The organism is Bacteroides sp. 1_1_30 (assembly GCF_020982715.1).
Classification (GTDB): domain Bacteria; phylum Bacteroidota; class Bacteroidia; order Bacteroidales; family Bacteroidaceae; genus Bacteroides; species Bacteroides xylanisolvens.
This window is the reverse complement of the sequence record NZ_JAJKHN010000018.1, coordinates 37,957-62,638: the sequence shown is the minus strand read 5'-3', so window position 1 is coordinate 62,638 and position 24,682 is coordinate 37,957. Positions and strand designations below refer to the sequence as shown.

Genomic DNA, 24,682 nt, shown 5'->3' with positions numbered 1-24,682 from the left:
TCATCCTATTCATTCTTCCCGCCCGAACGAACGATACTCCAACGGAGTAAGTCCCGTACGTTTCTTGAAGAAAGAGAAAAAATATTCGGTTGACTGGAAACCTAGAAAAAAAGAAATCTCTTTTACTGACTGGGAAGTTCCCACCAGCATTTGTTTAGCTTTACGAAGTTTCAATTCCTGGAAATATTTAGCAGGAGCATAACCTGTATACTCCTTAAAAACACGTCGAAACCATGAATAACTAATATTGAGTCGCATAGCCAACTCTTCCGGGTCCACATTGCCGGAAACATTTTCATTCATAATGATTTTTGCCTGTTCGATTTTCTGATCCACATCACTCATCTCGAAAACCTTATTCTTGGAGACGGAAAGAATCATCCCTATCATGTGGAGCACAATCCCGGAAAGATATTGTTGCGCGGAAATCTTATCCGCTTCGGCTACGGCAAGAGCACGGGAGAATAATGAGACTAACTCTTCATTAAGGCCTATTTCCAGTATTTGCTGTTCCTGCGACAAAAAAGCATCATCAACAATGGCGTCTATCATAGGCCCCTCGAAACCGATATAATATTCCGTCCAACCAGTCTGCCGCAACGGGCGATAAGTATGCCATTGTCCGGGAAACAATACCATCAGCCGACCTTTACAAACTTGCTTTTCAGAGGTAGAATCAGATGAAAACAAACCACGCCCCTTGGTAATATATACCAATTGATACTCACGAAGCACTCTTCCTTTTTCTGCATTAAAAAAGTAACCGGAAGGATGCTCTTTCAACGGATAAGGTGAATCAGGAGGAATGGATTGATAGCCGACGGTATTTACCCACAGACCGAATTTACGATCCATGTCATTTACAATCAGATATTTAAATTCTAATCCCAAACTATTATCCTCGATCATACCGATGTGTTTTCATGTAATTGAGTTGGACAAAAATAGGAATTATTTTCAGAAAAACACCACAGATTACACAGATTTACACAGATTTAATTCTTAAATATCGGCTTCCGATTAGAAAATAATCTGTGTAAATCTGTGTAATCTGTGGTGAAAAGAACTTCCGCAAAAACTAACTTTAGAAAGCTTTGCGATATAGAGCTTCGATATCTGCTACCGAAGTAGGACGAGGATTACCGCCTGTGCAAACATCATTGAAAGCAGCTACAGCCAGTGCAGGAATATCTTCTTCCTTCACATTGATTTCATGTAATTTCTGCGGTATATTGATACTGGCAGAAAGTGCTTTCACTGCCTCAACAGCCGCTTTTACTCCCTCGGCTTCACTCATTCCGGTAGTGTCCACTCCCATTGCTTTCGCAATATGGATATATTTCGGAGCTGCCGGAGATTCAGCATTGTATTCCATCACATACGGCAACAATAAGGCATTGGCTACCCCATGAGGAGTATCATAGAATGCACCTAACGGATGCGCCATCGAATGAACAATTCCTAAACCGACATTCGAGAATCCCATACCGGCAATATATTGTGCCTGTGACATAGCTTCGCGGGCTGCCACATCTTTACCATTATCCACAGCTGCTTTCAAGTTTTGAGCAATCATTTCAATGGCTTTCAATTCGAACATATCGCTCATTACCCAGGCACCCGGAGTGATATAACTTTCGATGGCATGAGTCAAAGCATCCATACCGGTAGCTGCAGTCAGTCCTTTTGGCATTGAGTACATCAGTTCAGGGTCTACGATAGCTACGGCAGGAATGTCGTTCGGGTCTACACAAACCATTTTCTTGCGGGCATCTTCATCAATAATCACATAATTGATCGTTACTTCGGCAGCTGTTCCGGCAGTAGTAGGCAGCGCGAAAGTAGGCACCGCTTTGTGTTTGGTATCGGCTACCCCTTCCAGAGATTTCACGTCTGCAAAATCCGGATTGTTCACAACAATACCGATTCCTTTGGCAGTATCGATGGAAGAACCGCCGCCCAAAGCAACGATAAAATCGGCTCCGGAAGCTTTGTATGCCGCCACACCGTTTTGTACATTTGCAATCGTAGGGTTCGCTTTTACATCACTATAAAGTTCGTAAGGAATCTGATTTTCATCAAATACTTTAATGATTTCGGCAGCCACACCAAACTTGATAAGATCTTTATCCGTTACAAAAAAGGCTTTCTTAAAGCCACGTCTGGCTGCTTCCACAGCAATGACACTACGGCATCCGGCACCGAAGTACGAAGTTTCGTTTAAAATAATGCGATTCATGGTTATCTATTTGTTTAAAGGGTTAACCGCAGCACCTTCCAGGGTAGAAAATGCCACGGTTTCTAAAGTAATTAAAATCAATGACTAGTATAAATCTTATTTAGGAAGATTGAAAGCTACTGACATTTCTTTCATCTGTTCCTGACTCATACCATCCGGTTCGAAGCCCATATTTTTAGCTGCGATATAAATCAGAGCCGACTTATTGAGTACATCAATCTGATCGAATGCCTGCATCGCATCGCAATCCACTGCAAATACGCCATGTTTCTCCCACATCACCACATCGTAATCCTGCAATTCTTTGATGGTAGCTTCAGCCAATTCCACCGAGCTAGGTAATTTATAAGGAATGATACCCAAACCACGCGGGCAGAATGCCTTTGTTTCAGGAATCATACTCCACAACAGATTGGTAGCCACATCTTTTTCCAGAAATTTCGGACAATGTGTCATGGCAATCAGTTCAATCGGGTGTGTGTGTACAGATGCTTTATAAGGAGAGTTTTTGCTCAATAGGTCATTGTGTACGCTCAAGTGAGAAGGTAATTCCGATGTCGGGGCTACAGCCTCATCCGCAATAATCACATAGCTGGCACAGTCATCCAGAATACGGATTACCGAACCATTTTCCATCGGCCAGCGGGCTAAATCACGCATGCGTTTATTAGTTCCCTTGCAGTAGAAATAGCAGCCTTTCAGATAAGGAAGAGTCACACCGATAGATTTTACTTCGCTGATCGGCTTCATCTGACGGATTTCATCGTCTACAAACTCTGTGATATTAACAGTGATATTACCACCATTACGTTCAGCCCATCCTTTCTGCCACAAGTATCCGGCAACTTCTGCTACCTTGTTTACTTCTTTGGCAAGTGCCGGACGATTCTCTAAAATTGATTTCATTATATATATATTTTAATTAGGCACGGATTACATGGATTTTGCCGCAAGTTATAAAAAAACTGCGTAATCCGTGTAATCCGTTCTTGATTTTTTTAAAACAAATTTGGGAATACTAAAGAGAAGATAAGTACGATCAGACCAGCTATCAGCACAGTTATGGTCTTGTTTGACACCCCTTTCCATTCTTTCAGAATTATTCCCCAAACATTACTAAAGGTTACGTTCAATGCCATCAGGATACACCAGGAGAAAGCCAGTAACACCGGGCTTTCGGTGAGGAAGCTCTTACCCATTTCCAATCCGAAAAACTGCATATACCATAGTACACCAGCCAACGCACAGAACACTAGATTATTGCCCCACATTTTTCCTTTAGCATAGTCACCCATCGATTTATTAGCTACATTCTGTTGCAAACAGTAAGCTGCATTTGTCAGGAAGCCTCCAAGCGTAACTAGAAAGATAACCGGAAGACCGGCATAAAGTCCTTCCACTCCACCAGCCAAAGCGGCTTCTTTGATAGGTGTTCCCGCATCCAGTCCCAAAGCAAAGCAGGCACTCATGACACCAGCCAAAAGTGCAACCAGTAACCCTTTTGTCAATGCAAAGTCTTTTACGGCAGCACGTTTTTCTTCTTCACTCATGTTTTGCGCACGCAAGCTACCGGCATACCCGATAATAGCAATACCTGCCAACGTGATGCAAACACCCAACAAAAGAATCAGCCCGTTACCTTCAAACAAGTTTGTACCGGCAAAAAGAGCCGGAAGAAGGGTACCGAAACCGGCACAAGTACCCAGTGAGATACTCTGTCCGAGCGCAACACCCAAATAGCGCATGGAAAGTCCGAAAGTCAACCCTCCTACTCCCCACAATATACCATAAAAGATGCTCATTCCAGCACCTCCTGCTCCCCACAAGTCGAACAAACTGCTCTCTTGGGGTACACCCAGTAGTGAACCCAGGAACGGGAACACTAACCAGGCAAATACACCTTGTATTAACCAGAAGCTTTCCCAGCTCCATTCTTTTACCTTTTTGATAGGTACATAAGAACTGGACTGGCAAAAGCTACCGATGGCTATAATCAATAAGCCGATTAAGATTTCCATAACTTATCGTTTAGAAGTTACTTCGGCTTCGTACTTTTCAATTTCTGCGATGAAATCTTCACCAACAGGAACATTGTTCTTCAAGCAGAACATATCCCAAACTGCATTCCAAGGAAGCGCCTTTTCTTCTTCGAGCAAAGCCAGACGTTGGAATCCCTGTCCGTTTGCTTCGTATTCGCGCAACTTGGCAATCGGTTCGAGCAGAGCACGAGTCATACATTTCTGTGCGGCACGACTACCGATTACGTATGCACCAATACGGTTGATAGATGCATCGAAGTAGTCAAGACCATAATGTACACGGTCCAAAGCACCGCAGCGAACGATTTCGCTGAACAGTTCCATTGTCGGATCATCCATGATAGTAACATGGTCTGAATCCCAACGAACCGGACGGCTCACGTGCAACATCAATTCAGGCACATAAAGCAACAGTGAAGATACTTTATCAGCTACACTTTCTGTTGGATGGAAGTGACCGGTATCCAGTGTAATCATCTTGTTACGAGAAGCACCATAACCGATATAGAAGTCATTAGAACCCACTGTATAGCTTTCCAGACCGATACCGAACACCTTAGATTCGATACAATCCTTCATATTCTTATATTCGGTAGCGAAGATCTGATCCAAAGAATCTTTCAACAATGCACGATATTTCATCCGATTTACCGTAATATCCTTGCTTCCGTCATGTACCCAAAGATTCATGATACACGGATCCCCTTGTGCCTTACCCATTTCTTCCGCAACGGCACGACAGCGTTTGGTATGTTCAATCCAGAACTGACGGATGCCTTCATCAGGATTAGAAAGAGACAAGTCACCTGATTTCGGATGAGAGAAAGAAGTAGAGTTGAAATCGAGCTTCATGTTATGTTCTTTACCCCATTCGATCCAGCTCTTGAAATGTTCCGGTTCTACCTGGTCACGGTCTACCACCTTACCCTGGAAATCTCCATAGATTTCGTGCAGGTTCAGACGATGAGTACCCGGAATATAAGAAGCAGCTTTCAAAATGTCAGCACGCAATTCATCAATATTACGAGCTTTGCCCGGATAATTACCGGTTGCCTGAATACCTCCGGTCAATGAGCCGGCCTGTACTTCAAATCCTGCAACGTCGTCAGCCTGCCAGCAGTGAAGTGACAAATGAAAATCCTGCATCGTTTTCAATACTTGTTCGGTGTCCACACCTACTGCTGCATAACGTTCCACAGCAATCTCATACGCTTTCTGAATCAGTTCTTCTTTTTTCATGATATTCTATTAGTTTTAAAAATGATTATTCTGTCGATCGTTCTATTTATTTCCGAACGCAATTTTTAAAATGGATATAAGCCGCATCCCAAGCTTCCGTGTCTTGTGGTTGATAAGTCTTCAACGGGATAGAACGGTTAATTAACTGCCGCATACCGGCAACATCCGTCGCTTCGCCTGCCGCCATGGCCTGAATCATCACATTACCGATGGCTGTTGCTTCAGATGGACCGGCTACCACAGGAATTCCTATCGCATTGGCAGTAAACTGGTTCAGCAAATCATTCCGGCTACCTCCGCCAATCACGTGCAATGTTTCAATCGGACGGGGAGAAAGTGAACGCAAATTCTCCAACACCTGGCGATAACGCAAAGCCAAACTTTCAAAGATGCAACGCACTACTTGTCCGCGTTTCTCGGGAACCGACTGTCCGGTAGCCCGGCAATATTCTGTAATAGCTTTTTCCATGTCCGCAGGATTCGCGAAACAGTCATCATCCGGATTAATCAGACTACGGAACGGTTCACAAGCATCCGCCTCACTGATTAATTCAGGATAACTTGTATCTCCCCAATTCAGACGGCAACGTTCCAGCAACCACATTCCACAGATATTCTTCAATAGACGGATAGTTCCTTCCACACCACCTTCATTGGTAAAGTTCAACGCTTCCGTTTCGGCATTAATCACCGGAGCATCCGTTTCAACTCCCATCAGTGACCAGGTTCCGCTACTCAAATAAGCAAAGTTGCGATCCAATGCCGGAACGGCAGCAACAGCAGAACCGGTATCATGGCCGGCTACTGCAATTACAGGAATTGCCCCCAGTCCGGTTATCTTTTGCACTTCTTCCGTCAATACTCCCACCTTTTCACCCGGAAATACAAAACGTCCGAAATTCTTTTCACTCAAACCTACTGCTTTCAGCAACTCCGGTTCCAAACGGCGTGTTTGAGCATTTACCAGCTGCGCTGTCGAAGCAATTGTATATTCCGTCACCATCTCTCCGGTCAGCATATAACTTAATGCATCCGGCATAAACAGAATTTTATCTGCCGCCTCCAATGCGCTGTCGTGATTGCGACGTAAAGTATCTAATTGAAAAAGTGAATTAAAATTCATAATCTGAATACCCGTTTTGCCATAGACTTCACTACGCGAAATACGGGAAAAAAGAGCTTCCGGTGCACCTACCGTATGAGGATCACGGTACGCGTATGGTTGACGAAGCAGGTTACCGTCTTTTCCGACGCATACAAAATCCACTCCCCAGGTATCAATACCGATAGAAGCAATGGATTCGCCACGATGAGCCACCAACTTCAATCCGTCAATAATATGACGATATAATGCATAAATATCCCAATAGAAATGTCCACCCACTTCAATCAGGTGGTTAGGAAAACGATTAATCTCTTCCAGATTTAATCCGCCTTCGATGAAAGTTCCTAAGATTGTACGGCCGCTCGTTGCGCCCAGGTCGACTGCAAAAAAGTTTTGTTTCATGGTATTCTGTCTATATATTTAAGGTATCCATTTACCTACATGGCAAAGATAGGCGATTCCCTCCTCCCTTTCCTTATGTATTTTGATTGAAAGGGTATACATTTTGACACAAAACAAAAAAGCAGACTCTCACCGTTTAGCATATTTTTCACTTTTATGCAAAAAAACTTTGGTTTTATGCATATTTTCTCCAAAATAATGCATACTTTTGCGCCATTCTTAGAATAATTATACAATGAAGAAGAAAGCAAATCGGTTAGACGCCATCAAAATGATTATCTCAAGCAAGGAGGTCGGTTCGCAGGAAGAACTGTTGCAAGAGCTGAACCGCGAAGGCTTCGAACTGACACAGGCCACCCTCTCCCGCGACTTGAAACAATTGAAAGTAGCCAAGGCTGCCAGTATGAACGGGAAGTACGTATACGTACTGCCGAACAACATTATGTATAAACGTTCTACCGACCAGAGTGCCGGTGAAATGTTACGTAACAACGGATTTATCTCTTTACAGTTTTCCGGTAACATTGCCGTTATCCGCACCCGTCCCGGTTATGCGAGTAGCATGGCGTATGACATCGACAACAATGAATTCAGTGAAATTCTGGGAACCATTGCCGGTGACGATACAATCATGTTGGTGTTGCGTGAAGGAGTTGCCATCAGCAAAATACGTCAGCTTCTGTCACTCATCATTCCCAATATCGAATAATTATACCTATTATTATATAATAAAGAAATGGACACTCAACAAATAGATGTTATGGTAGCCGACGCCTCACATGAGGTTTACGTTGACACTATTTTGGAAACTATCAGAAATGCTGCCGCCGTACGAGGAACAGGAATTGCGGAACGTACACACGAATACGTAGCGACAAAGATGAAAGAAGGTAAGGCGATTATTGCTCTTTGTGGCGATACTTTTGCCGGATTCACCTACATCGAATCATGGGGAAACAAGCAATACGTGGCTACTTCCGGTCTGATCGTTCATCCCGATTTCCGTGGATTAGGACTGGCAAAACGTATTAAACAAGCTTCTTTCCAACTGGCACGTCTCCGATGGCCGAAAGCAAAAATATTCAGTCTGACCTCCGGAGCAGCTGTCATGAAGATGAACACCGAACTGGGTTATGTGCCTGTCACCTTCAACGAACTGACAGACGACGAAGCTTTCTGGAAAGGATGCGAAGGATGTATCAACCATGATATTCTGGTAGCGAAAAACCGCAAGTTCTGCATCTGCACAGCCATGCTGTACGATCCGACAGAGCCGCGGAACATTAAAAAAGAACAAGAAAGAAATAACATTTAAAAGATACAGCACTATGGAAGAAAAGAAGAAAAAAGTAGTGGTGGCATTCAGCGGCGGACTGGACACATCGTTCACCGTCATGTACCTCGCCAAAGAAAAAGGTTACGAAGTATATGCAGCTTGTGCCAATACGGGTGGTTTCAGCGAAGAACAACTGAAAACAAACGAAGAAAATGCTTATAAACTGGGAGCAGTGAAATACGTGACGCTGGACGTTACCCAGGAATACTACGAAAAGAGCCTGAAATACATGGTTTTCGGAAATGTGCTGCGTAACGGTACTTATCCTATTTCTGTTAGTTCCGAACGTATTTTCCAGGCATTGGCCATCGCACGCTATGCCAACGAAATCGGTGCGGATGCCATCGCACACGGTTCTACCGGAGCAGGGAACGACCAAATCCGTTTCGACATGACTTTCCTCGTACTGGCTCCCAATGTGGAAATCATCACATTGACCCGTGACATGGCATTGAGCCGTCAGGAAGAAATTGATTATCTGAACAAACATGGTTTCAGCGCGGACTTCACCAAACTGAAATACTCTTATAATGTAGGTTTGTGGGGTACTTCTATCTGTGGTGGCGAAATTCTCGACTCCGCGCAAGGACTCCCGGAAACAGCCTACCTCAAACATGTTGAAAAAGAAGGCAGCGAACAGCTCCGCCTGACTTTCGAAAAAGGGGAACTGAAAGCTGTCAACGACGAGAAGTTTGACGACCCGATCAAAGCCATCCAGAAAGTGGAAGAAATTGGTGCAGCATACGGTATCGGCCGTGACATGCACGTGGGTGATACAATTATCGGTATCAAAGGCCGTGTAGGATTCGAAGCAGCTGCTCCGATGTTGATTATCGGCGCCCATCGCTTCCTTGAGAAATATACATTGAGCAAATGGCAACAATACTGGAAAGACCAGGTAGCCAACTGGTACGGTATGTTCCTCCACGAAAGCCAATACCTCGAACCGGTGATGCGTGACATCGAAGCGATGTTGCAGGAAAGCCAGCGTAACGTAAACGGTACGGCTATCCTCGAGCTTCGCCCTCTCTCCTTCTCTACCGTAGGTGTAGAATCGGAAGACGATCTGGTGAAGACTAAATTCGGAGAATACGGTGAAATGCAGAAAGGCTGGACAGCCGAAGACGCCAAAGGCTTTATCAAAGTCACTTCTACTCCGCTACGTGTTTACTATAATAACCACAAAGACGAAGAGATATGATTAAAGCAGGAATCATTGGTGGCGCAGGATATACAGCAGGCGAATTAATCCGTCTGCTGCTCAACCATCCGGAAACTGAAATCGTATTTATCAACAGCAGCAGTAATGCCGGAAACAGAATTACCGACGTACACGAAGGCTTGTATGGAGAAACAGATCTAAGATTCACCGACCAGTTACCTCTGGACGAAATCGATGTTCTCTTTTTCTGCACCGCCCACGGCGATACAAAGAAATTCATGGAAAGTCACAACATACCGGAAGACCTGAAGATTATCGACCTCTCGATGGACTACCGCATTATGAGCGACGACCACGACTTTATCTACGGCCTGCCGGAACTGAACCGCCGTGCCACTTGTACGGCAAAGCACGTAGCCAATCCCGGCTGTTTTGCAACCTGCATCCAGCTCGGTTTGCTTCCGCTTGCCAAGAATCTGATGCTGACGGATGATGTAATGGTAAATGCCATTACAGGAAGTACGGGAGCCGGAGTGAAACCGGGTGCTACCAGTCATTTCAGTTGGAGAAACAACAATATGAGTGTGTACAAAGCATTCGAGCACCAGCATGTTCCGGAAATCAAGCAATCACTGAAACAGCTGCAAAACAGTTTCGATGCGGAGATCGACTTCATTCCATACCGTGGAGATTTCGCCCGTGGTATCTTTGCAACGCTGGTAGTCAAAACCAAAGTAGCACTGGAAGAAATCGTTCGTATGTATGAAGAATATTATGCAAAAGACTCCTTTGTACACATCGTAGACAAGAATATTGACTTGAAACAAGTCGTTAATACTAATAAGTGCCTGATACATCTGGAGAAACACGGTGACAAACTATTGATTATCTCTTGTATCGACAATTTGCTGAAAGGCGCCAGCGGACAAGCGGTTCATAACATGAACCTGATGTTCAATCTGGAAGAAACCGTAGGACTACGTTTGAAGCCTTCAGCGTTTTAATGAAGAATGAAGAATTGCCACAATAGAACAAATTCATTATTGAATACAAAAAGCTATTCATTTGCACTTCGAATTGTACAAATGACTAAATATCTTCGAGAAATGAAACAAGAGTTCATCCTCAGCAAACAAATTCTTCGTTCCGGCACTTCTATTGGAGCTTCAATTCGAGAATCCGAATTTGCCCAAAGCAATGCTGACTTCATTAATAAACTAAGTATATCATTAAAGGAAGCTAATGAAACCGACTATTGGTTGAATCTTTTAAAAGATTCAGATTATATCGATTCTAATGCTTTTAATAGTATGGAGATTGATTGTGGAGAACTCATAGCTCTGCTTGTTTCTTCAATCAAAACTGCCAAAAATAATCAAATGAACCATGAAGTAACCTAATTCTTCATTCTTCATTCTTAATTCTTCATTTAATTATTATGAAATTATTCGACGTATATCCTTTATATAACATCAACATTGTCAAGGGCGACGGTTGCAAGGTATGGGATGAGAACGGAACAGAATATCTGGATCTCTACGGAGGTCACGCCGTTATCTCTATCGGACACGCGCATCCTCACTATGTAGCGATGATCAGCAACCAGGTAGCTAAACTTGGTTTCTACTCAAACTCCGTCATCAACAAGCTCCAACAAAAGGTAGCCGAACGACTGGGAAAGATTTCCGGTTATGATGACTACAGCCTGTTCCTGATTAACAGCGGTGCCGAAGCGAACGAAAATGCACTGAAACTCGCTTCCTTCCACAACGGACGTACCAAAATCGTATCTTTCAATAAGGCGTTTCACGGACGTACGTCTCTGGCGGTAGAAGCGACTCAAAATCCTTCCATCATCGCTCCTATCAACAATAACGGTCATGTCACCTATCTCCCGCTCAACGACATTGAAGCGATGAAACAGGAATTGTCTAAAGGCGACACATGTGCTGTTATCATTGAAGGAATACAAGGGGTAGGCGGTATCAAGATACCGACCACCGAATTTATGCAGGAACTCCGCAAAGCTTGCAGCGAAACAGGAACGATCCTGATTCTCGATGAAATTCAGAGCGGATACGGACGTAGCGGTAAATTCTTCGCCCATCAATATAATGACATCAAGCCGGACCTCATCACTGTAGCCAAAGGTATCGGCAACGGTTTCCCGATGGCAGGTGTCCTAATCAGCCCGATGTTTAAACCGGTATATGGTCAATTGGGAACTACCTTCGGTGGAAACCATCTGGCATGCTCGGCAGCACTCGCTGTGATGGACGTCATTGAGCAAGAAAATCTGATAGAAAACGCAAAGGTAGTAGGCAACTACTTACTGGAAGAACTGAAGAAATTCCCGCAAATAAAAGAGGTACGCGGACGCGGACTCATGATCGGACTCGAATTCGAAGAACCCATCAAAGAACTACGCAGCCGCCTCATCTATGATGAGCATGTATTTACCGGAGCAAGCGGTACGAATGTACTTCGACTGTTACCTCCTCTCTGTCTTACTATGGAGGAAGCAGAAGACTTCCTTGCCCGGTTCAAGAAAGTACTCCGCTCATTTGATTAATAAACAGCCAACGATAAAAGCAGCCTTTATTAGAAATTTATTTCTTATTCCGGCTGCTTTTTGTTTTTTCGTAATTAACTGTTACCTTTGCCTTTAACAACTCATTAAAAATAAGCGTATATGAAAATAGCCATTATCGGTGCAGGAAACATGGGCGGTTCAATAGCCCGTGGCCTGGCAAAAGGAAGTCTGATAGACGATTCGGACATCATTGTGTCCAATCCGAGTGCCGGAAAACTAGAGAAACTGAAAAAGGAATTTCCGGGTATCTCTATCACCAACAGCAATGTGGAAGCTGCCACAGGCGCAGATATTGTCATCCTTGCTGTCAAACCGTGGTTTATGGAACCGGTGATGCGCGAATTGAAACTGAAAAGCAAACAGATACTCATCTCCGTAGCTGCCGGCATCAGTTTTGAAGAACTGGCTCATTATGTCGTAGCACCGGAAATGGCCATGTTCCGCCTGATTCCGAACACCGCTATCAGCGAACTGGAAAGTATGACGCTTGTTGCCGCCCGCAATACGAACGATGAACAAGACAAATTCATCCTCCGGTTGTTCAGCGAGATGGGAACAGTGATGCTTATTCCCGAAGATAAAATAGCGGCAGCCACCGCATTGACCTCCTGCGGTATCGCTTACGTATTGAAATACGTTCAGGCAGCCATGCAAGCCGGAATCGAAATGGGACTTCGTCCCAAAGATGCCATGCAGATGATAGCACAATCCTTAAAAGGAGCAGCCGCACTGATTCAGAACAACGACACCCACCCCAGCGTAGAAATCGACAAGGTCACCACTCCGGGCGGAATCACAATCAAGGGGATCAATGAACTGGAACACAACGGATTCACCTCCGCTATCATCAAAGCCATGAAAGCCTCCAAATAATACCATAGAATTATTAATCATAAAAATACGAACCACTTGTATGAATGAACAAATTAAACAGATCGCAGAACGCCTCCGCGGATTACGTGATGTACTGGAACTGACCGCAGAGGATATCGCCCGCGACAGCGACATCTCTGCCGAAGAATACCGACTTGCAGAAACCGGAGACTACGATATCTCTGTCAGCATGTTACAAAAAATAGCCCGCACGTATAATATAGCTCTCGACGCCCTGATGTTTGGTGAAGAGCCTAAAATGAGCAGCTACTTCGTGACCCGTGCCGGCAAAGGAGTCAGCATCGAACGTACCAAAGCTTATAAATACCAATCACTGGCTTCAGGATTCATGAACCGTACCGCCGATCCGTTCATCGTCACTGTTGAACCGAAAGCAAACGACGAACCAATCCATTATAACCAACATAACGGACAAGAATTCAACCTTGTCATCGAAGGACGTATGCTTATCAACATCGAAGGCAAAGAAATCATCCTCAACCAAGGCGACAGTATCTATTTTAACTCTAAACTTCCACATGGCATGAAAGCGCTCGATGGCAAAACAGTACGTTTTCTGGCAGTAATTATGTAATAATAAAAAAATGAAGAATGAAGAATGAAGAATGAAAAATGAAGAATGAAGAATTATGTTGCACTGTATAAATAATACGCATGGAAAAATTCTTCATTTTTCATTTTTCATTCTTCATTCACATAATCCATAACATCATGGTAGAAAGATTTTTATCACAGACCTCTTTCAATTCGCAAGAGGATTTTATCAAAAACTTGAAAATAAACGTCCCGGAGAACTTCAACTTCGGCTATGACGTAGTAGACGCCTGGGCTACCGAACAACCTGACAAGAACGCTTTACTCTGGACAAATGACAAAGGCGAAAGTCGCCAATTCTCATTTGCCGACATGAAACGCTCTACGGACATGACCGCTTCTTACTTCCAGAGTCTGGGTATCGGCCGTGGCGACATGGTGATGCTGATTCTGAAACGCCGTTATGAGTTCTGGTATAGCACCATCGCTCTTCACAAACTAGGAGCAACTGTCATTCCGGCTACTCACTTGCTGACCAAGAAGGATATTATCTATCGCTGCAACGCTGCCGACATCAAAATGATCGTAGCTGCCGGCGAAGGAATCATCCTGCAACATATCAAAGATGCTCTTCCCGAATGTCCCACGGTTGAAAAGTTAGTCAGTGTCGGTCCGGAAATCCCGGAAGGCTTCGAAGATTTCCATCAGGGTATCGAAAATGCTGCTCCGTTTGTACGTCCGCGCCATGCGAACACTAACGACGACATCTCTCTGATGTATTTTACTTCCGGCACTACCGGTGAACCTAAGATGGTGGCACATGACTTTACTTATCCGTTAGGTCATATCGTTACCGGTAGTTTTTGGCACAACCTGGACGAGAACAGTCTTCACCTCACCATTGCCGATACCGGCTGGGGAAAAGCGGTATGGGGCAAACTCTACGGACAGTGGATTGCCGGAGCCAATATCTTCGTCTACGACCACGAGAAGTTTACCCCGGCAGCTATTCTGGAAAAAATCCAGGAATATCATGTCACCTCTCTCTGTGCACCTCCTACCATCTTCCGGTTCTTGATTCACGAAGACCTGACAAAGTACGACTTGTCTTCACTTAAATACTGCACCATTGCCGGAGAAGCATTGAACCCCGCTGTATTTGAAACTTTCAAGAAGCTGACGGGTATCAAACTGATGGAAGGTTTCGGACAAACAGAAACAACCCTTACCATCGCCACCATGCCTTGGATGGAACCGAAACCGGGAAGCATGGGGCTTCCGAATCCTCAATATGATGTAGACTTGATCGACCATGAAGGCCGCTCTGTTGAAGCGGGTGAGCAAGGACAAATTGTAATCCGCACCAGCAAAGGTAAACCTCTCGGACTTTTCAAAGAATACTACCGGGATGCGGAACGCACTCACGAAGCTTGGCACGATGGTATTTATTACACCGGCGATGTTGCCTGGAAAGACGAGGATGGCTACCTTTGGTTTGTCGGTCGTGCAGACGACGTAATCAAGAGTTCCGGTTACCGCATCGGCCCATTCGAAGTGGAAAGTGCGTTGATGACTCATCCGGCTGTTGTGGAATGTGCTATTACCGGAGTACCCGACGAGATTCGCGGCCAGGTAGTAAAAGCTACGATTGTTCTATCCAAAGACTATAAAGCACGTGCCGGAGAGGAACTGATTAAGGAATTACAGAACCACGTGAAGAAAGTGACTGCTCCTTATAAATATCCGCGTGTCATCGAGTTCGTAGAAGAGCTACCTAAAACAATCAGCGGTAAGATCCGCCGGGTGGAGATTCGCGAAAACGATAAGAAGTAAATTATAAACAACTCTAATCAATAGAAGAACGATATTACAGATGATGTAATATCGTTCTTCTCATATCTACCCAACAATAAAATTCAACAGAAATAATATGATAGTTCCTGTTTATTTAAAACTCTCTTTTTTCCAATAATTATGTCCTTCAATAATATGACTGTTATTAGCTTTATAAAAATCCTTCACAGGAGTCATCTGAAAACAATTATTAATAATAGCATTATCGACATCTTCAAAAGTAACAATCGGGTGTTGGTTTACAGGATACTTCGATCTAACATTATTCAGAACAATCTGCTTACACTTACTGAATTGCCACGGTGAACCAGTCTGCGAAGAGAAATCCACATTATCAAAACGAATATCTTCAGCAATATCAACTATAAATCCAACCTCTGCCTTCATATTAATATTTGAAAAGGACAAACCTTGTACAGGCATTTCTTCAATCCCTTTAATATAACCAATTTGCTTGATATCAGAACCTGTGATATTACTCAAATGAATGTTCCGGAAAACAGGAGTCCGTTCACTGACAGGTTCCACTTTTGATTCTTTATCATAGAACAAATCAAAGATGAAGGCATTCCGCTGAATATTCTTCATGACGATATTATCTACCCGAAGCTCTTCAACAACTCCTCCTCTCCCACGAGAAGATTTCAAGCGAATACCGGAATCCGTACCATCGAAAACACAATTAGAAATTGTCACTCTCCTTACACCGCCTGACATTTCACTACCAATAACTACCCCTCCATGACCGGAAAGCATAACACAATTAGTTATCGTTATATTTTCACATGCCTTTCCATATTTCCGTCCATCAGCATCACGCCCCGATTTAATTGTAATACAATCATCCCCTACACTAATAAAACAATCAGAAATACGCACATTCCGGCAAGAAGAAGGGTTTATTCCATCCGTATTGGGACCTTTTGGGTCTTTTGAAGGGTTATATATCGTCACTCCATGCACTGTTACATTATCACAAAAAGCCGGATTTATGGTCCAAAAAGGAGAATTGACAATTTTCACATTCTCTATCAACACATTGTTACATTCATAAAACTGAATAAAAGGAGGCCGAAACATACGACGCTCTAAAGAAGGTTTATAATAATCCGAAATTTCCAGTTCTTCATTAGCCTCTTCCCACATTCGTTGTAGTTTATTCAAAGCAGGCAATTTTCCTCCGTTCTTTTTAATCAGCTCCCGTGTTTCTTTCTCCCAGCTCCACCATTTGAATCCATTACCGTCCAACGTTCCACGCCCGGTTATAGTCAAATTCTCCGCATCATGCGCATAAATCAGGGGAGACAAAGTATTCATCACTGTACCTTCCCAACGAATCTTCACAAAAGGAAGATAATCTTCAAAACGATCTGAAAAACGAAGAACAGCTCCGGACTCCACATACAAAGTTATATTATTTTTCATGTAGATAGTGGCTGTCAAATAAACACCTGCCGGGAAATAAATAGTTCCTCCACCTTCAGAAGATGCTTTTTCAATCGTTTGGTTTATTAACTCCGTACAAGATTCAATACCTCGGGGATCAGCTCCAAGCTCCTTCATATTAAAGGTACGAGACCATGCGGTTACGGCTATAACAAGTCCCACTACACAAATAAATAGACGTTTCATTTATAGTTTTCATTTAAAATTTTACCAGTTCTAATTGTCAAAACAAAAGTACGAGGTATCTTCTCCCCTTATAGGGTAATAATTGTGCTTGATAGAGGATAGACAGGTGGATTAAATATGCAAAAGCGTGCATTTTATGTTCAATCACTATTTTAAATTTCCTTTTTAATCCAGTTTTATTTATTTTTGCTCTACACATAATTTATAATATCATGAAGACACTCTATGTTTTCCTTTTATGCTTATACACCAGTCTGACTGTAGCAGCTCAACCTCTTTGCCAGATTAAACACTTCTCTGTCAATAATGGTCTTTCGCAAGGAGTAGTAGTGAATATAATGCAAGACAAAAAAGGATTTCTTTGGTTCGCCACCTGGAATGGCCTGAACAAATTTGACGGATACACATTTAAAAATTACAAAGCATTTCCGGGAGACGGCTGTACTTTAACGACTAACCGTTTCTCTTATATTACAGAAAGCAAAGACGGAGATATATGGTGCAAATCTTATGATAACCGTGCATATCTATTTGATATTCAGACAGAGAAGTTTATTGACATACTCCTTCCTATTGAATCATCCCTGCAACAAACCAACATAGTCAGCAATATCTATACCTTAAATAAAGGAATTACGTGGATCACCTGTGAACAAGGTTATGCTTTCAGAATCAATGAGCAAACCTGCAAAGAAGGAAAAGATATCATTTTATACAGCAGTTTCAACCAAAATTTAAAAGGAAACAAGATATTCGACATTTACGAAGATTCCGACGGGGACGAATGGATCATGACAGATAAGGGAGTAACCATCATCGGAAAAAAACGAATCAACAGCGATTATCCGTTCAAAATGGTCAAAGAATATAATAAGAGAATATATCTTATCTCAACTTCCGGAAAAATCGCAATATATGATCCCAAGAACGGAAATATAAAATTCCAGGAGCTACCATGTCCTGTCACAGATATCTATTCCATATCTTCCATTTCCCCTTCTAATGACAGGATCGGCTTAGGAACTGACAACGGATTTATAACATACGATACAGAAAAGAAAAAATTCCAGCATTTTAATATACAGACAGCCACCCAGCCATCCAATGAAGCTCATTTTTTTTATCAGGACAAAACCGGAGAAGTCTGGATCTTTGCCAATACCTCCGGTGTGATAAAGCTAAATCTGCAAACAGGAGATAAACAGCACTTCACAGCTCCTATACAAAACCTGATCCAATATGAACGCGACAACCGATACATGATCTTTGAAGACCATGAAGGTACACTATGGATGAGTCCTCAAAAAGGGCATTTGTGCTATTATGATCGCGACAGTAATCAACTGAAACTATACTTTGCAGATGAAAACAATCCCGCTTCCCTATTTGCCCCCTCTATTCGTTATTATTATACCGACCGGCAACAGAATGTATGGATTACCAATGACCGGGGCGTAGACAAAATATCTTTCTATCCCAATAAATACAAAATACGCCCCATAGACAATGGATTGGAAATACGTGCTTTTCTTGCCGACAAACAGAAACGTCTCTGGGTTGCTTCCAAAAAGGGAAACGTCAGAATTTACCGTCCGGATGGGACATTAGAAGGCTACCTTTCTCCACAGGGTATAATCACCCCTCAAGAGGTTACTTTCGGAAAAAGTGTGTACTGTTTTATGGAAGATAAACAAGGAAATATATGGATGGGAACCAAAAAAGACGGCCTCATCCTTCTAAAGAAGAAAAATGAGCACTCCTATCTTTTACAACAATTCGTCCATCAGCCACAAGATACATACAGTTTAAGCAACAATAGTGTCTATAGTATTATTCAGGATAGTCATGACAATATATGGATCGCATGTTATGGAGGTGGCCTCAACCTATTATCACACGCCCCTGATGGTTCTACCAACTTTATCCATAGCGGCAACCGGCTGAAAAACTATCCTATTTCTACTTCACTCAAAATAAGACATATCGCAGAAGCCCCCAACGGAGTGTTATTGATTGGCACAACCAATGGTTTACTTACATTCTCCAATAAGTTCGATCAGCCTGAAGAAATTAAGTTCTATCACAGCAACCGTATCCCTAATGTAGATTCCAGCCTTAGCAGTAATGATGTCATGCAAATATTTACTGACAGTCGAAAAAACACTTATGTAATAACATTCACCGGAGGAATCAGCCAGATTATCTCTAAAAATCTACTCACGGAAGATATACAATTCAAAAGTTATACAATCAAAGACGGATTAGCTTCTGATTTGGTACTTTCAATGCTCGAAGATACTCAAAAACAATTATGGGTAATCTCCGAAAACACCATATCCAAATTCAATCCACAACAAGGAACATTTGAGAATTATGGAAGTAATTACTTTCAGAGAGAACTAAACCTCACCGAAGCAGTTCCCACACTAACCAGTCAAAAGAAAATCGTTCTCGGAACCAATCAAGGGATACTTGAAATCGACACAGAACAAATGAAAAAAAGTTCTTATGTACCTCCTATTGTATTTACCGGACTCAAAATACAAGGAAGTCAACTTCATGTAGCGCTTGATGACATAAAAGAACTGGAACTAAATCCTTCGGAACGTAATGTCACCTTTCAATTTGCAGCCATTGATTATGTAAATCCCGATGCCATCGAATACGCTTATCGCCTGCAAGGTCTGGAAGAAGAATGGAACGAAGCCGGTAATAACCGCTCTGCAACATACATAAATTTACCTGCCGGAGAATATCAACTGCAAATCCGTTCCAGCAATAGCGACGGAGTATGGACCGATAATATACGCATTCTCCCCATTCATGTTTTACCCACTTTTTGGGAAACATATTGGGCATGGTTATTCTATATTGTCATGTTCGTGTTATTCACTACTATCATTGTATACATTCTGTTCTATATCTACCGTTTGCGGCATCAGGTTGACTTGGAACAACATTTATCCAATATCAAATTACGCTTCTTCACTGATATTTCACATGAATTACGCACTCCTTTAACTTTAATATCCAGCCCTGTATCAGAAATTCTAGCGCATGAAACAATCTCTCCGACAGTTCGGGAACATCTAAATTTGGTACATAAAAACACAGAACGTATGCTTCGTCTGGTTAATCAACTACTGGATTTCCGCAAAATCCAAAATAAGAAGATGAAAGTGTTGGTAGAAAAGACAGAACTCGTTTCCCAATTACAGAAGATAATGGAAAGCTTCCACCTTATAGCAAAAGAAAAGAGAATTGATTTCCAACTTCAAACTAATACAGACAAAATATACGCATGGGTAGACCGTGACAAATTTGAAAAGATATTCTTCAATCTACTTTCAAATGCCTTCAAATATACACCGAACGGGAAGAAAGTAACGGTAAATATGATAACAGGTTCGGAGCAAGTCACCATCTCCGTATCTGATGAAGGCATTGGCATTGCTCCCGAAAAGCAACAATCCCTATTTTATCGATTTGAAACACTGGCACAATACAATATCCTGCAGCCCTCATCCGGCATTGGGCTTTCACTGGTACGCGAATTAATAGAATTACATCACGGAAATATCCAAGTGAGAAGCGAGCCGGGAAGTGGAAGTGAATTCATTGTCACACTTCCTAAGGAAGAAAAAGCATTTGCAGACGATCAACAAGCCGAATTTATTTTATCCGACAGTGACAATAATTCACCGACGATACAAGCTACTGAAGAAGATTCGGATAGTACATCCTTCAAGGCAGCATACGCAGAGAATGAAAATAAAACCGACGCAGAGGATGAAAAAACTTCCATTCTTATTGTCGAAGACAACAATGAATTACGTCATTTCCTATGGAATATCCTGTCAGAGACTTACACTGTTCTCGAAGCAGCAAATGGAAAAGAAGGATTAAAATATGCACAGCAGTACATTCCGGATCTGATAATCAGTGATGTCATGATGCCGGTCATGGATGGATTAGACATGGTGAAAGCAATCAAAGCCGATCATAACACCTGCCATATTCCTATTATATTACTATCAGCAAAATCTTCTTTAGATGATCGGATAGCAGGACTGGAACAAGGCATCGATGACTACATCACCAAACCATTCAGCTCTACGTACTTAAAAACCAGAATTTTGTCGCTGCTCCGTCAACGTAAACAGTTACAAGAGCTATATTTATCGAAACTGTCAGAGCATACTCAAGAAGAAGATCATATAAATGGGTGGGAGCCTTCACAACCTCAAGTGACTCCATACGATGAACAATTCATGCAACAAGTAATGGCGTTTATGGAGGAACAAATGGACAATACAGATATCACCATCGACGACTTCGCCAACAAACTAATGTTAAGCCGTACGGTATTCTACCGAAAATTAAAATCTATTGTTGGGCTGACTCCGGTAGATTTCGTATGTGAAATGCGCATCAAACGAGCCGCCCAGCTAATTGAAAAAAGTGAATACAGTTTCTCCCAAATTGCTTATATGACCGGTTTCAATGACCCGAAGTACTTTAGCAGGCGCTTCAAAAAAATCATGGGAGTCACTCCTACAGAATATAAAGAAAGAAAGGGAGATGCCTCATAAGCACCTCCCCTTTCCTTACCAGTTTTCTATATTCAATTACAATACACCTTTTTTACCTTGCGTTCCATATTGATTCACGGCAGATACCTTCAAAGCATAATTCATTTCCGACACCGGAAAAGAGGTATCAGTAGTCGTCCCGAGAATCTGTTCTCCATCATATACAATATATCCGATCGCATTTTTCACAGGATTCCATTTAAGAGTGCCTTGCTGATAAACCAGACTGCGCGGACTTCCTAATTTCTCCATCATAATACGCGGATTCCAGCCATCATTACCCGGAATCATATTTTCGTACGTATATTTGTCCGCCTCCTCTTTCGTTATAGTTGCCTGACAGGTACCCGATACTTCCTTACCGGTTTGGCGGTCTTTATATTGATATTCCGTTTTGCGTTTACTTAAATCCAACACATTACCCTGTGCATCACGACTATTGTATTCGGCAAAAATTCCGGGAACCGTTCCCATATTCGTCCATCCTTCATCAGCGACAGGGATAAGCATGATGGTATTGATATACACCGTCTTCGAATTATTATGCCATGGACGCCCCAACTTCAAACGTCCGTCAGCCGCTTCACTGTTTCCATCTATAGTGCAATTACGAAAAGCATAACCATATTTAGCATCTTTATGGGAAGGAGCCACTATTACTGCTCCACTCCGTACATTATAAAGCGTACAGTTTTCCAGCAACACATCACCACCACCATAAAAATAGTCTACCGCGCCTTCTATCCAGCAATCTTTCACATAGTGCCGACTGACATCATTATTGGCAGTCATCCAAGTATCTTGAAAAGAACGGAACTTACAATTATAAAAGGAAGCACAATCTGCCTGACTATTCATAGCCAAAGCCTGCGGACCATTATCTGATAAAACTCCCCAGTCATTCACATACGAAATGTTTTCCGTATAAAAGTGGTCTCCTTTTACCACCACTACCGATCCCTCGTATTTATAAACTGGAGAGGAAGGATTATGAACCGAGTGTTCCCAATAAGCTGTTTTTCCACCTATTTCTTTACCGGTCAGTTTACTACCAACATTCAAGTTTAAATGAATAATGGTCTTATCCTTATCCTGGCCTATTAAATGTACGTATGGCTTATTCTTAGGGATAATCACCTGCTCATTATACAAGCCATTCTTTATCAGAATCAACCAAGGTTTCGTCTGTCCGTCAGGTACAGCATTGATTGCTTCCTGAACCGTTTTATAATCTCCACTACCATCAACAGCTACAATAGCCTGATAAGGCGATGAGTCCGCCTGTGCATAAATCATTGCACAGGCACTCATCAATAAAATTGATAATACAATATTCTTCATGATATTCTTTATACCTAACAATTATAGGATCAATTAATACCAACGTGGATCACCAGCATTACCCGTTCCGGCGAACCCGGCTCCCGGTTTAATATGGAAATCACCGTTTAATGGATCAACGAACAAGTCATCCGAGCTTTGTTTTATTCTCGTTATTTCTTCAAACCTGTTATTGCCTTCCTGCAGGTCGGAGGTGATATAACAATTATCAGAGAAGTTCAAAATGTCATAAGCACCATTTCCACTATTCATTTTCTTTCCTTTGTTCGGACCGGAGAAAATCAAATTCCGCATTGTCGCAGATTTCGGAGAAGGCGGAGTACTTGCCGCATTATCGAAACGGAAAACTTTAGGCAATTCCTTCTTAGCATCCATAGAATTATAGAAAGTACAATTTTCCAATATCACATCACCGATTCCCCCTTTCACGTCCATCAACTGGTCACCAATATTAATCAATGTACTATTCGTTATAGAAACCTTTTCCAACTGATCGATATTTTTTCCGAAATTAATCATTCCATATCCGTCCGTACCAACTTCGGATATGACACAGTTATCAATCGTAATATCCGTCATGAACACACCACTTCCATCGCTAATACGAACAAGCGTACGTTTTATGTTCTGTATAGCACAGCCTGTGAATGAAATAGACTGGGCATAAGAACTATTTTTCCAATCCGTCATATAACTGGCCTCGCCATTTCCATTCAGGCAAACAAACTCGAATGACAGAGACTGTATCGGAGAAGCCAATGATATTTTATTAGTCACAATAAGCTGTGGACGATTATTTTCATTAGCTTCCGTACTGGTAAACAAAATATTATCCAATCCCGGAATCTTTAGTTCACTTACCTTATACACCGCCCCCGGAGTAAGTTGGACAGTTACATTGCTACATTCTTTCTCTTTCACAAAATTAGATAACAATGTACTTAAATCAATGACTCCGGTTTCCGTAGCCTCCACAAAAAGGATTTCGCTACCACCCAATCCCAGTGTCTTGAATACATACGAACCACGTAATGCATCATTATTATAAATCCGAACACGATAGGTCGCTCCATTCTCCAATTCGGAGAGTGTTTTTGAACAAGCCGCTATATCTTCCGAAGTCAAATCAATCTGTTTTTCCTCACCATATTTCGTATCCACCATTTGAGCCAACGTCAGATGAGTTACCCTGTTCGTTTCTTCCCATGTCAAGGTTGCGGAATTAGCTGTAACTTCCACTCCGGTAAATAATTGCTCATCCGGAGTTTTAAATGCTACACTGACATAAGTGCTTGCCTTTCCCTGCGCATCTTCTCCTTTCATACGAACAGAATATTGCGTAGAACCGTTGAACTCCTGAAACAAAGTACGATATTCCACCCTCATAGGCGTATTACTCTCTGAAAATACAGTCAATGTATCTTTCAGAATCGTATCTGTCCTTACATAATTTTCCGCATTAAACTCCAAGCTGTCCGTATAAAACTCAAAAATATAGACTTTTGCATTCACAATCTGCGAATATCTTAATGTAACCGAAGTCGCATCGGTAGCCGACTTATCGAACGTCAACGGACGGAACAAAGCATCATAGTTCTTATTAACTGTCCAGTCATTGGCATCGTCCTCACAGGAAGACATACCCACTATCAAAGCCAATAGTACATACAGGCATGCTCCGGATAATCTATTAACTAGTCTTTTCATCTTTTCCTACCAT

General features: G+C 42.3%; 19 protein-coding genes. 10 read left to right on the top strand and 9 right to left on the bottom strand.

Annotated features, from left to right (window positions below; translation table 11 throughout):
- Positions 1–9: 9 nt before the first annotated feature.
- The 6 genes from LPH68_RS07060 to rhaB form a co-directional block, all read right to left on the bottom strand.
- The gene (locus LPH68_RS07060; protein WP_004310460.1) at positions 10–909 is read right to left on the bottom strand and encodes an AraC family transcriptional regulator; all 900 of its coding nucleotides are present in this window, start codon (positions 907–909) and stop codon (positions 10–12) included.
- 175 nt (positions 910–1,084) lie between these two features.
- Positions 1,085–2,239 (bottom strand): lactaldehyde reductase, encoded by a 1,155-nt coding sequence (fucO, locus tag LPH68_RS07055; protein WP_004299884.1) that lies wholly within the window; start codon positions 2,237–2,239, stop codon positions 1,085–1,087.
- A 96-nt stretch (positions 2,240–2,335) separates the two neighbouring features.
- Complete coding sequence (rhaD, locus tag LPH68_RS07050; RefSeq protein ID WP_004299882.1) at positions 2,336–3,145, bottom strand: rhamnulose-1-phosphate aldolase; 810 nt, start codon at positions 3,143–3,145, stop codon at positions 2,336–2,338.
- 92 nt (positions 3,146–3,237) lie between these two features.
- Positions 3,238–4,257, bottom strand: a complete 1,020-nt coding sequence (gene rhaT, locus LPH68_RS07045) for an L-rhamnose/proton symporter RhaT (protein ID WP_008024523.1) — start codon at positions 4,255–4,257, stop codon at positions 3,238–3,240.
- Between the two features lie 3 nt (positions 4,258–4,260).
- The gene (locus tag LPH68_RS07040; RefSeq protein WP_008018351.1) at positions 4,261–5,517 is read right to left on the bottom strand and encodes an L-rhamnose isomerase; all 1,257 of its coding nucleotides are present in this window, start codon (positions 5,515–5,517) and stop codon (positions 4,261–4,263) included.
- Positions 5,518–5,563: 46 nt separating this feature from the next.
- Positions 5,564–7,024: a rhamnulokinase gene (rhaB, locus tag LPH68_RS07035; RefSeq protein WP_008024521.1), complete on the bottom strand. Its 1,461-nt coding sequence runs from the start codon at positions 7,022–7,024 to the stop codon at positions 5,564–5,566.
- Positions 7,025–7,259: 235 nt separating this feature from the next.
- Between rhaB and LPH68_RS07030 the strand changes: the two genes are divergently transcribed.
- The 9 genes from LPH68_RS07030 to LPH68_RS06990 all read left to right on the top strand — a co-directional run bounded on the left by LPH68_RS07030 (position 7,260) and on the right by LPH68_RS06990 (position 15,376).
- On the top strand, positions 7,260–7,733 hold the full coding sequence (locus LPH68_RS07030; protein WP_004310466.1) for an arginine repressor: 474 nt from the start codon (positions 7,260–7,262) through the stop codon (positions 7,731–7,733).
- 27 nt (positions 7,734–7,760) lie between these two features.
- Positions 7,761–8,339 (top strand): GNAT family N-acetyltransferase, encoded by a 579-nt coding sequence (locus LPH68_RS07025; RefSeq protein ID WP_004299851.1) that lies wholly within the window; start codon positions 7,761–7,763, stop codon positions 8,337–8,339.
- 13 nt (positions 8,340–8,352) lie between these two features.
- The gene (locus LPH68_RS07020; protein ID WP_004310468.1) at positions 8,353–9,561 is read left to right on the top strand and encodes an argininosuccinate synthase; all 1,209 of its coding nucleotides are present in this window, start codon (positions 8,353–8,355) and stop codon (positions 9,559–9,561) included.
- Positions 9,558–10,526, top strand: coding sequence for an N-acetyl-gamma-glutamyl-phosphate reductase (gene argC / locus LPH68_RS07015; RefSeq protein WP_004310469.1), 969 nt, complete (start codon positions 9,558–9,560; stop codon positions 10,524–10,526). The genes LPH68_RS07020 and argC overlap by 4 nt, the downstream gene beginning before the upstream one ends.
- A gap of 6 nt (positions 10,527–10,532) precedes the next feature.
- Positions 10,533–10,922, top strand: coding sequence for a four helix bundle protein (locus LPH68_RS07010; RefSeq protein WP_004313801.1), 390 nt, complete (start codon positions 10,533–10,535; stop codon positions 10,920–10,922).
- A 38-nt stretch (positions 10,923–10,960) separates the two neighbouring features.
- A complete protein-coding gene (locus LPH68_RS07005) occupies positions 10,961–12,094 on the top strand; it encodes an aspartate aminotransferase family protein (RefSeq protein ID WP_008024518.1) in 1,134 nt (377 codons plus the stop codon).
- A 120-nt stretch (positions 12,095–12,214) separates the two neighbouring features.
- Complete coding sequence (proC, locus tag LPH68_RS07000; RefSeq protein WP_004310476.1) at positions 12,215–12,988, top strand: pyrroline-5-carboxylate reductase; 774 nt, start codon at positions 12,215–12,217, stop codon at positions 12,986–12,988.
- A 40-nt stretch (positions 12,989–13,028) separates the two neighbouring features.
- The gene (locus LPH68_RS06995; RefSeq protein WP_004313803.1) at positions 13,029–13,583 is read left to right on the top strand and encodes a helix-turn-helix domain-containing protein; all 555 of its coding nucleotides are present in this window, start codon (positions 13,029–13,031) and stop codon (positions 13,581–13,583) included.
- Positions 13,584–13,720: 137 nt separating this feature from the next.
- Positions 13,721–15,376, top strand: coding sequence for an AMP-binding protein (locus LPH68_RS06990; protein ID WP_008024517.1), 1,656 nt, complete (start codon positions 13,721–13,723; stop codon positions 15,374–15,376).
- Positions 15,377–15,487: 111 nt separating this feature from the next.
- Here LPH68_RS06990 and LPH68_RS06985 read toward each other — a convergent pair whose 3' ends face one another.
- Positions 15,488–17,029: a glycoside hydrolase family 28 protein gene (locus LPH68_RS06985; protein WP_008024516.1), complete on the bottom strand. Its 1,542-nt coding sequence runs from the start codon at positions 17,027–17,029 to the stop codon at positions 15,488–15,490.
- A 212-nt stretch (positions 17,030–17,241) separates the two neighbouring features.
- On the opposite strand from LPH68_RS06985, the gene LPH68_RS06980 reads away from it, so the two are divergent.
- On the top strand, positions 17,242–21,621 hold the full coding sequence (locus LPH68_RS06980) for a two-component regulator propeller domain-containing protein (RefSeq protein WP_087316983.1): 4,380 nt from the start codon (positions 17,242–17,244) through the stop codon (positions 21,619–21,621).
- A gap of 36 nt (positions 21,622–21,657) precedes the next feature.
- Here the strand turns inward: LPH68_RS06980 and LPH68_RS06975 are convergent, their stop codons facing one another.
- Complete coding sequence (locus LPH68_RS06975) at positions 21,658–22,962, bottom strand: pectinesterase family protein (RefSeq protein ID WP_008024514.1); 1,305 nt, start codon at positions 22,960–22,962, stop codon at positions 21,658–21,660.
- Between the two features lie 33 nt (positions 22,963–22,995).
- On the bottom strand, positions 22,996–24,669 hold the full coding sequence (locus LPH68_RS06970) for a DUF5123 domain-containing protein (RefSeq protein ID WP_004299827.1): 1,674 nt from the start codon (positions 24,667–24,669) through the stop codon (positions 22,996–22,998).
- Positions 24,670–24,682: the final 13 nt, after the last annotated feature.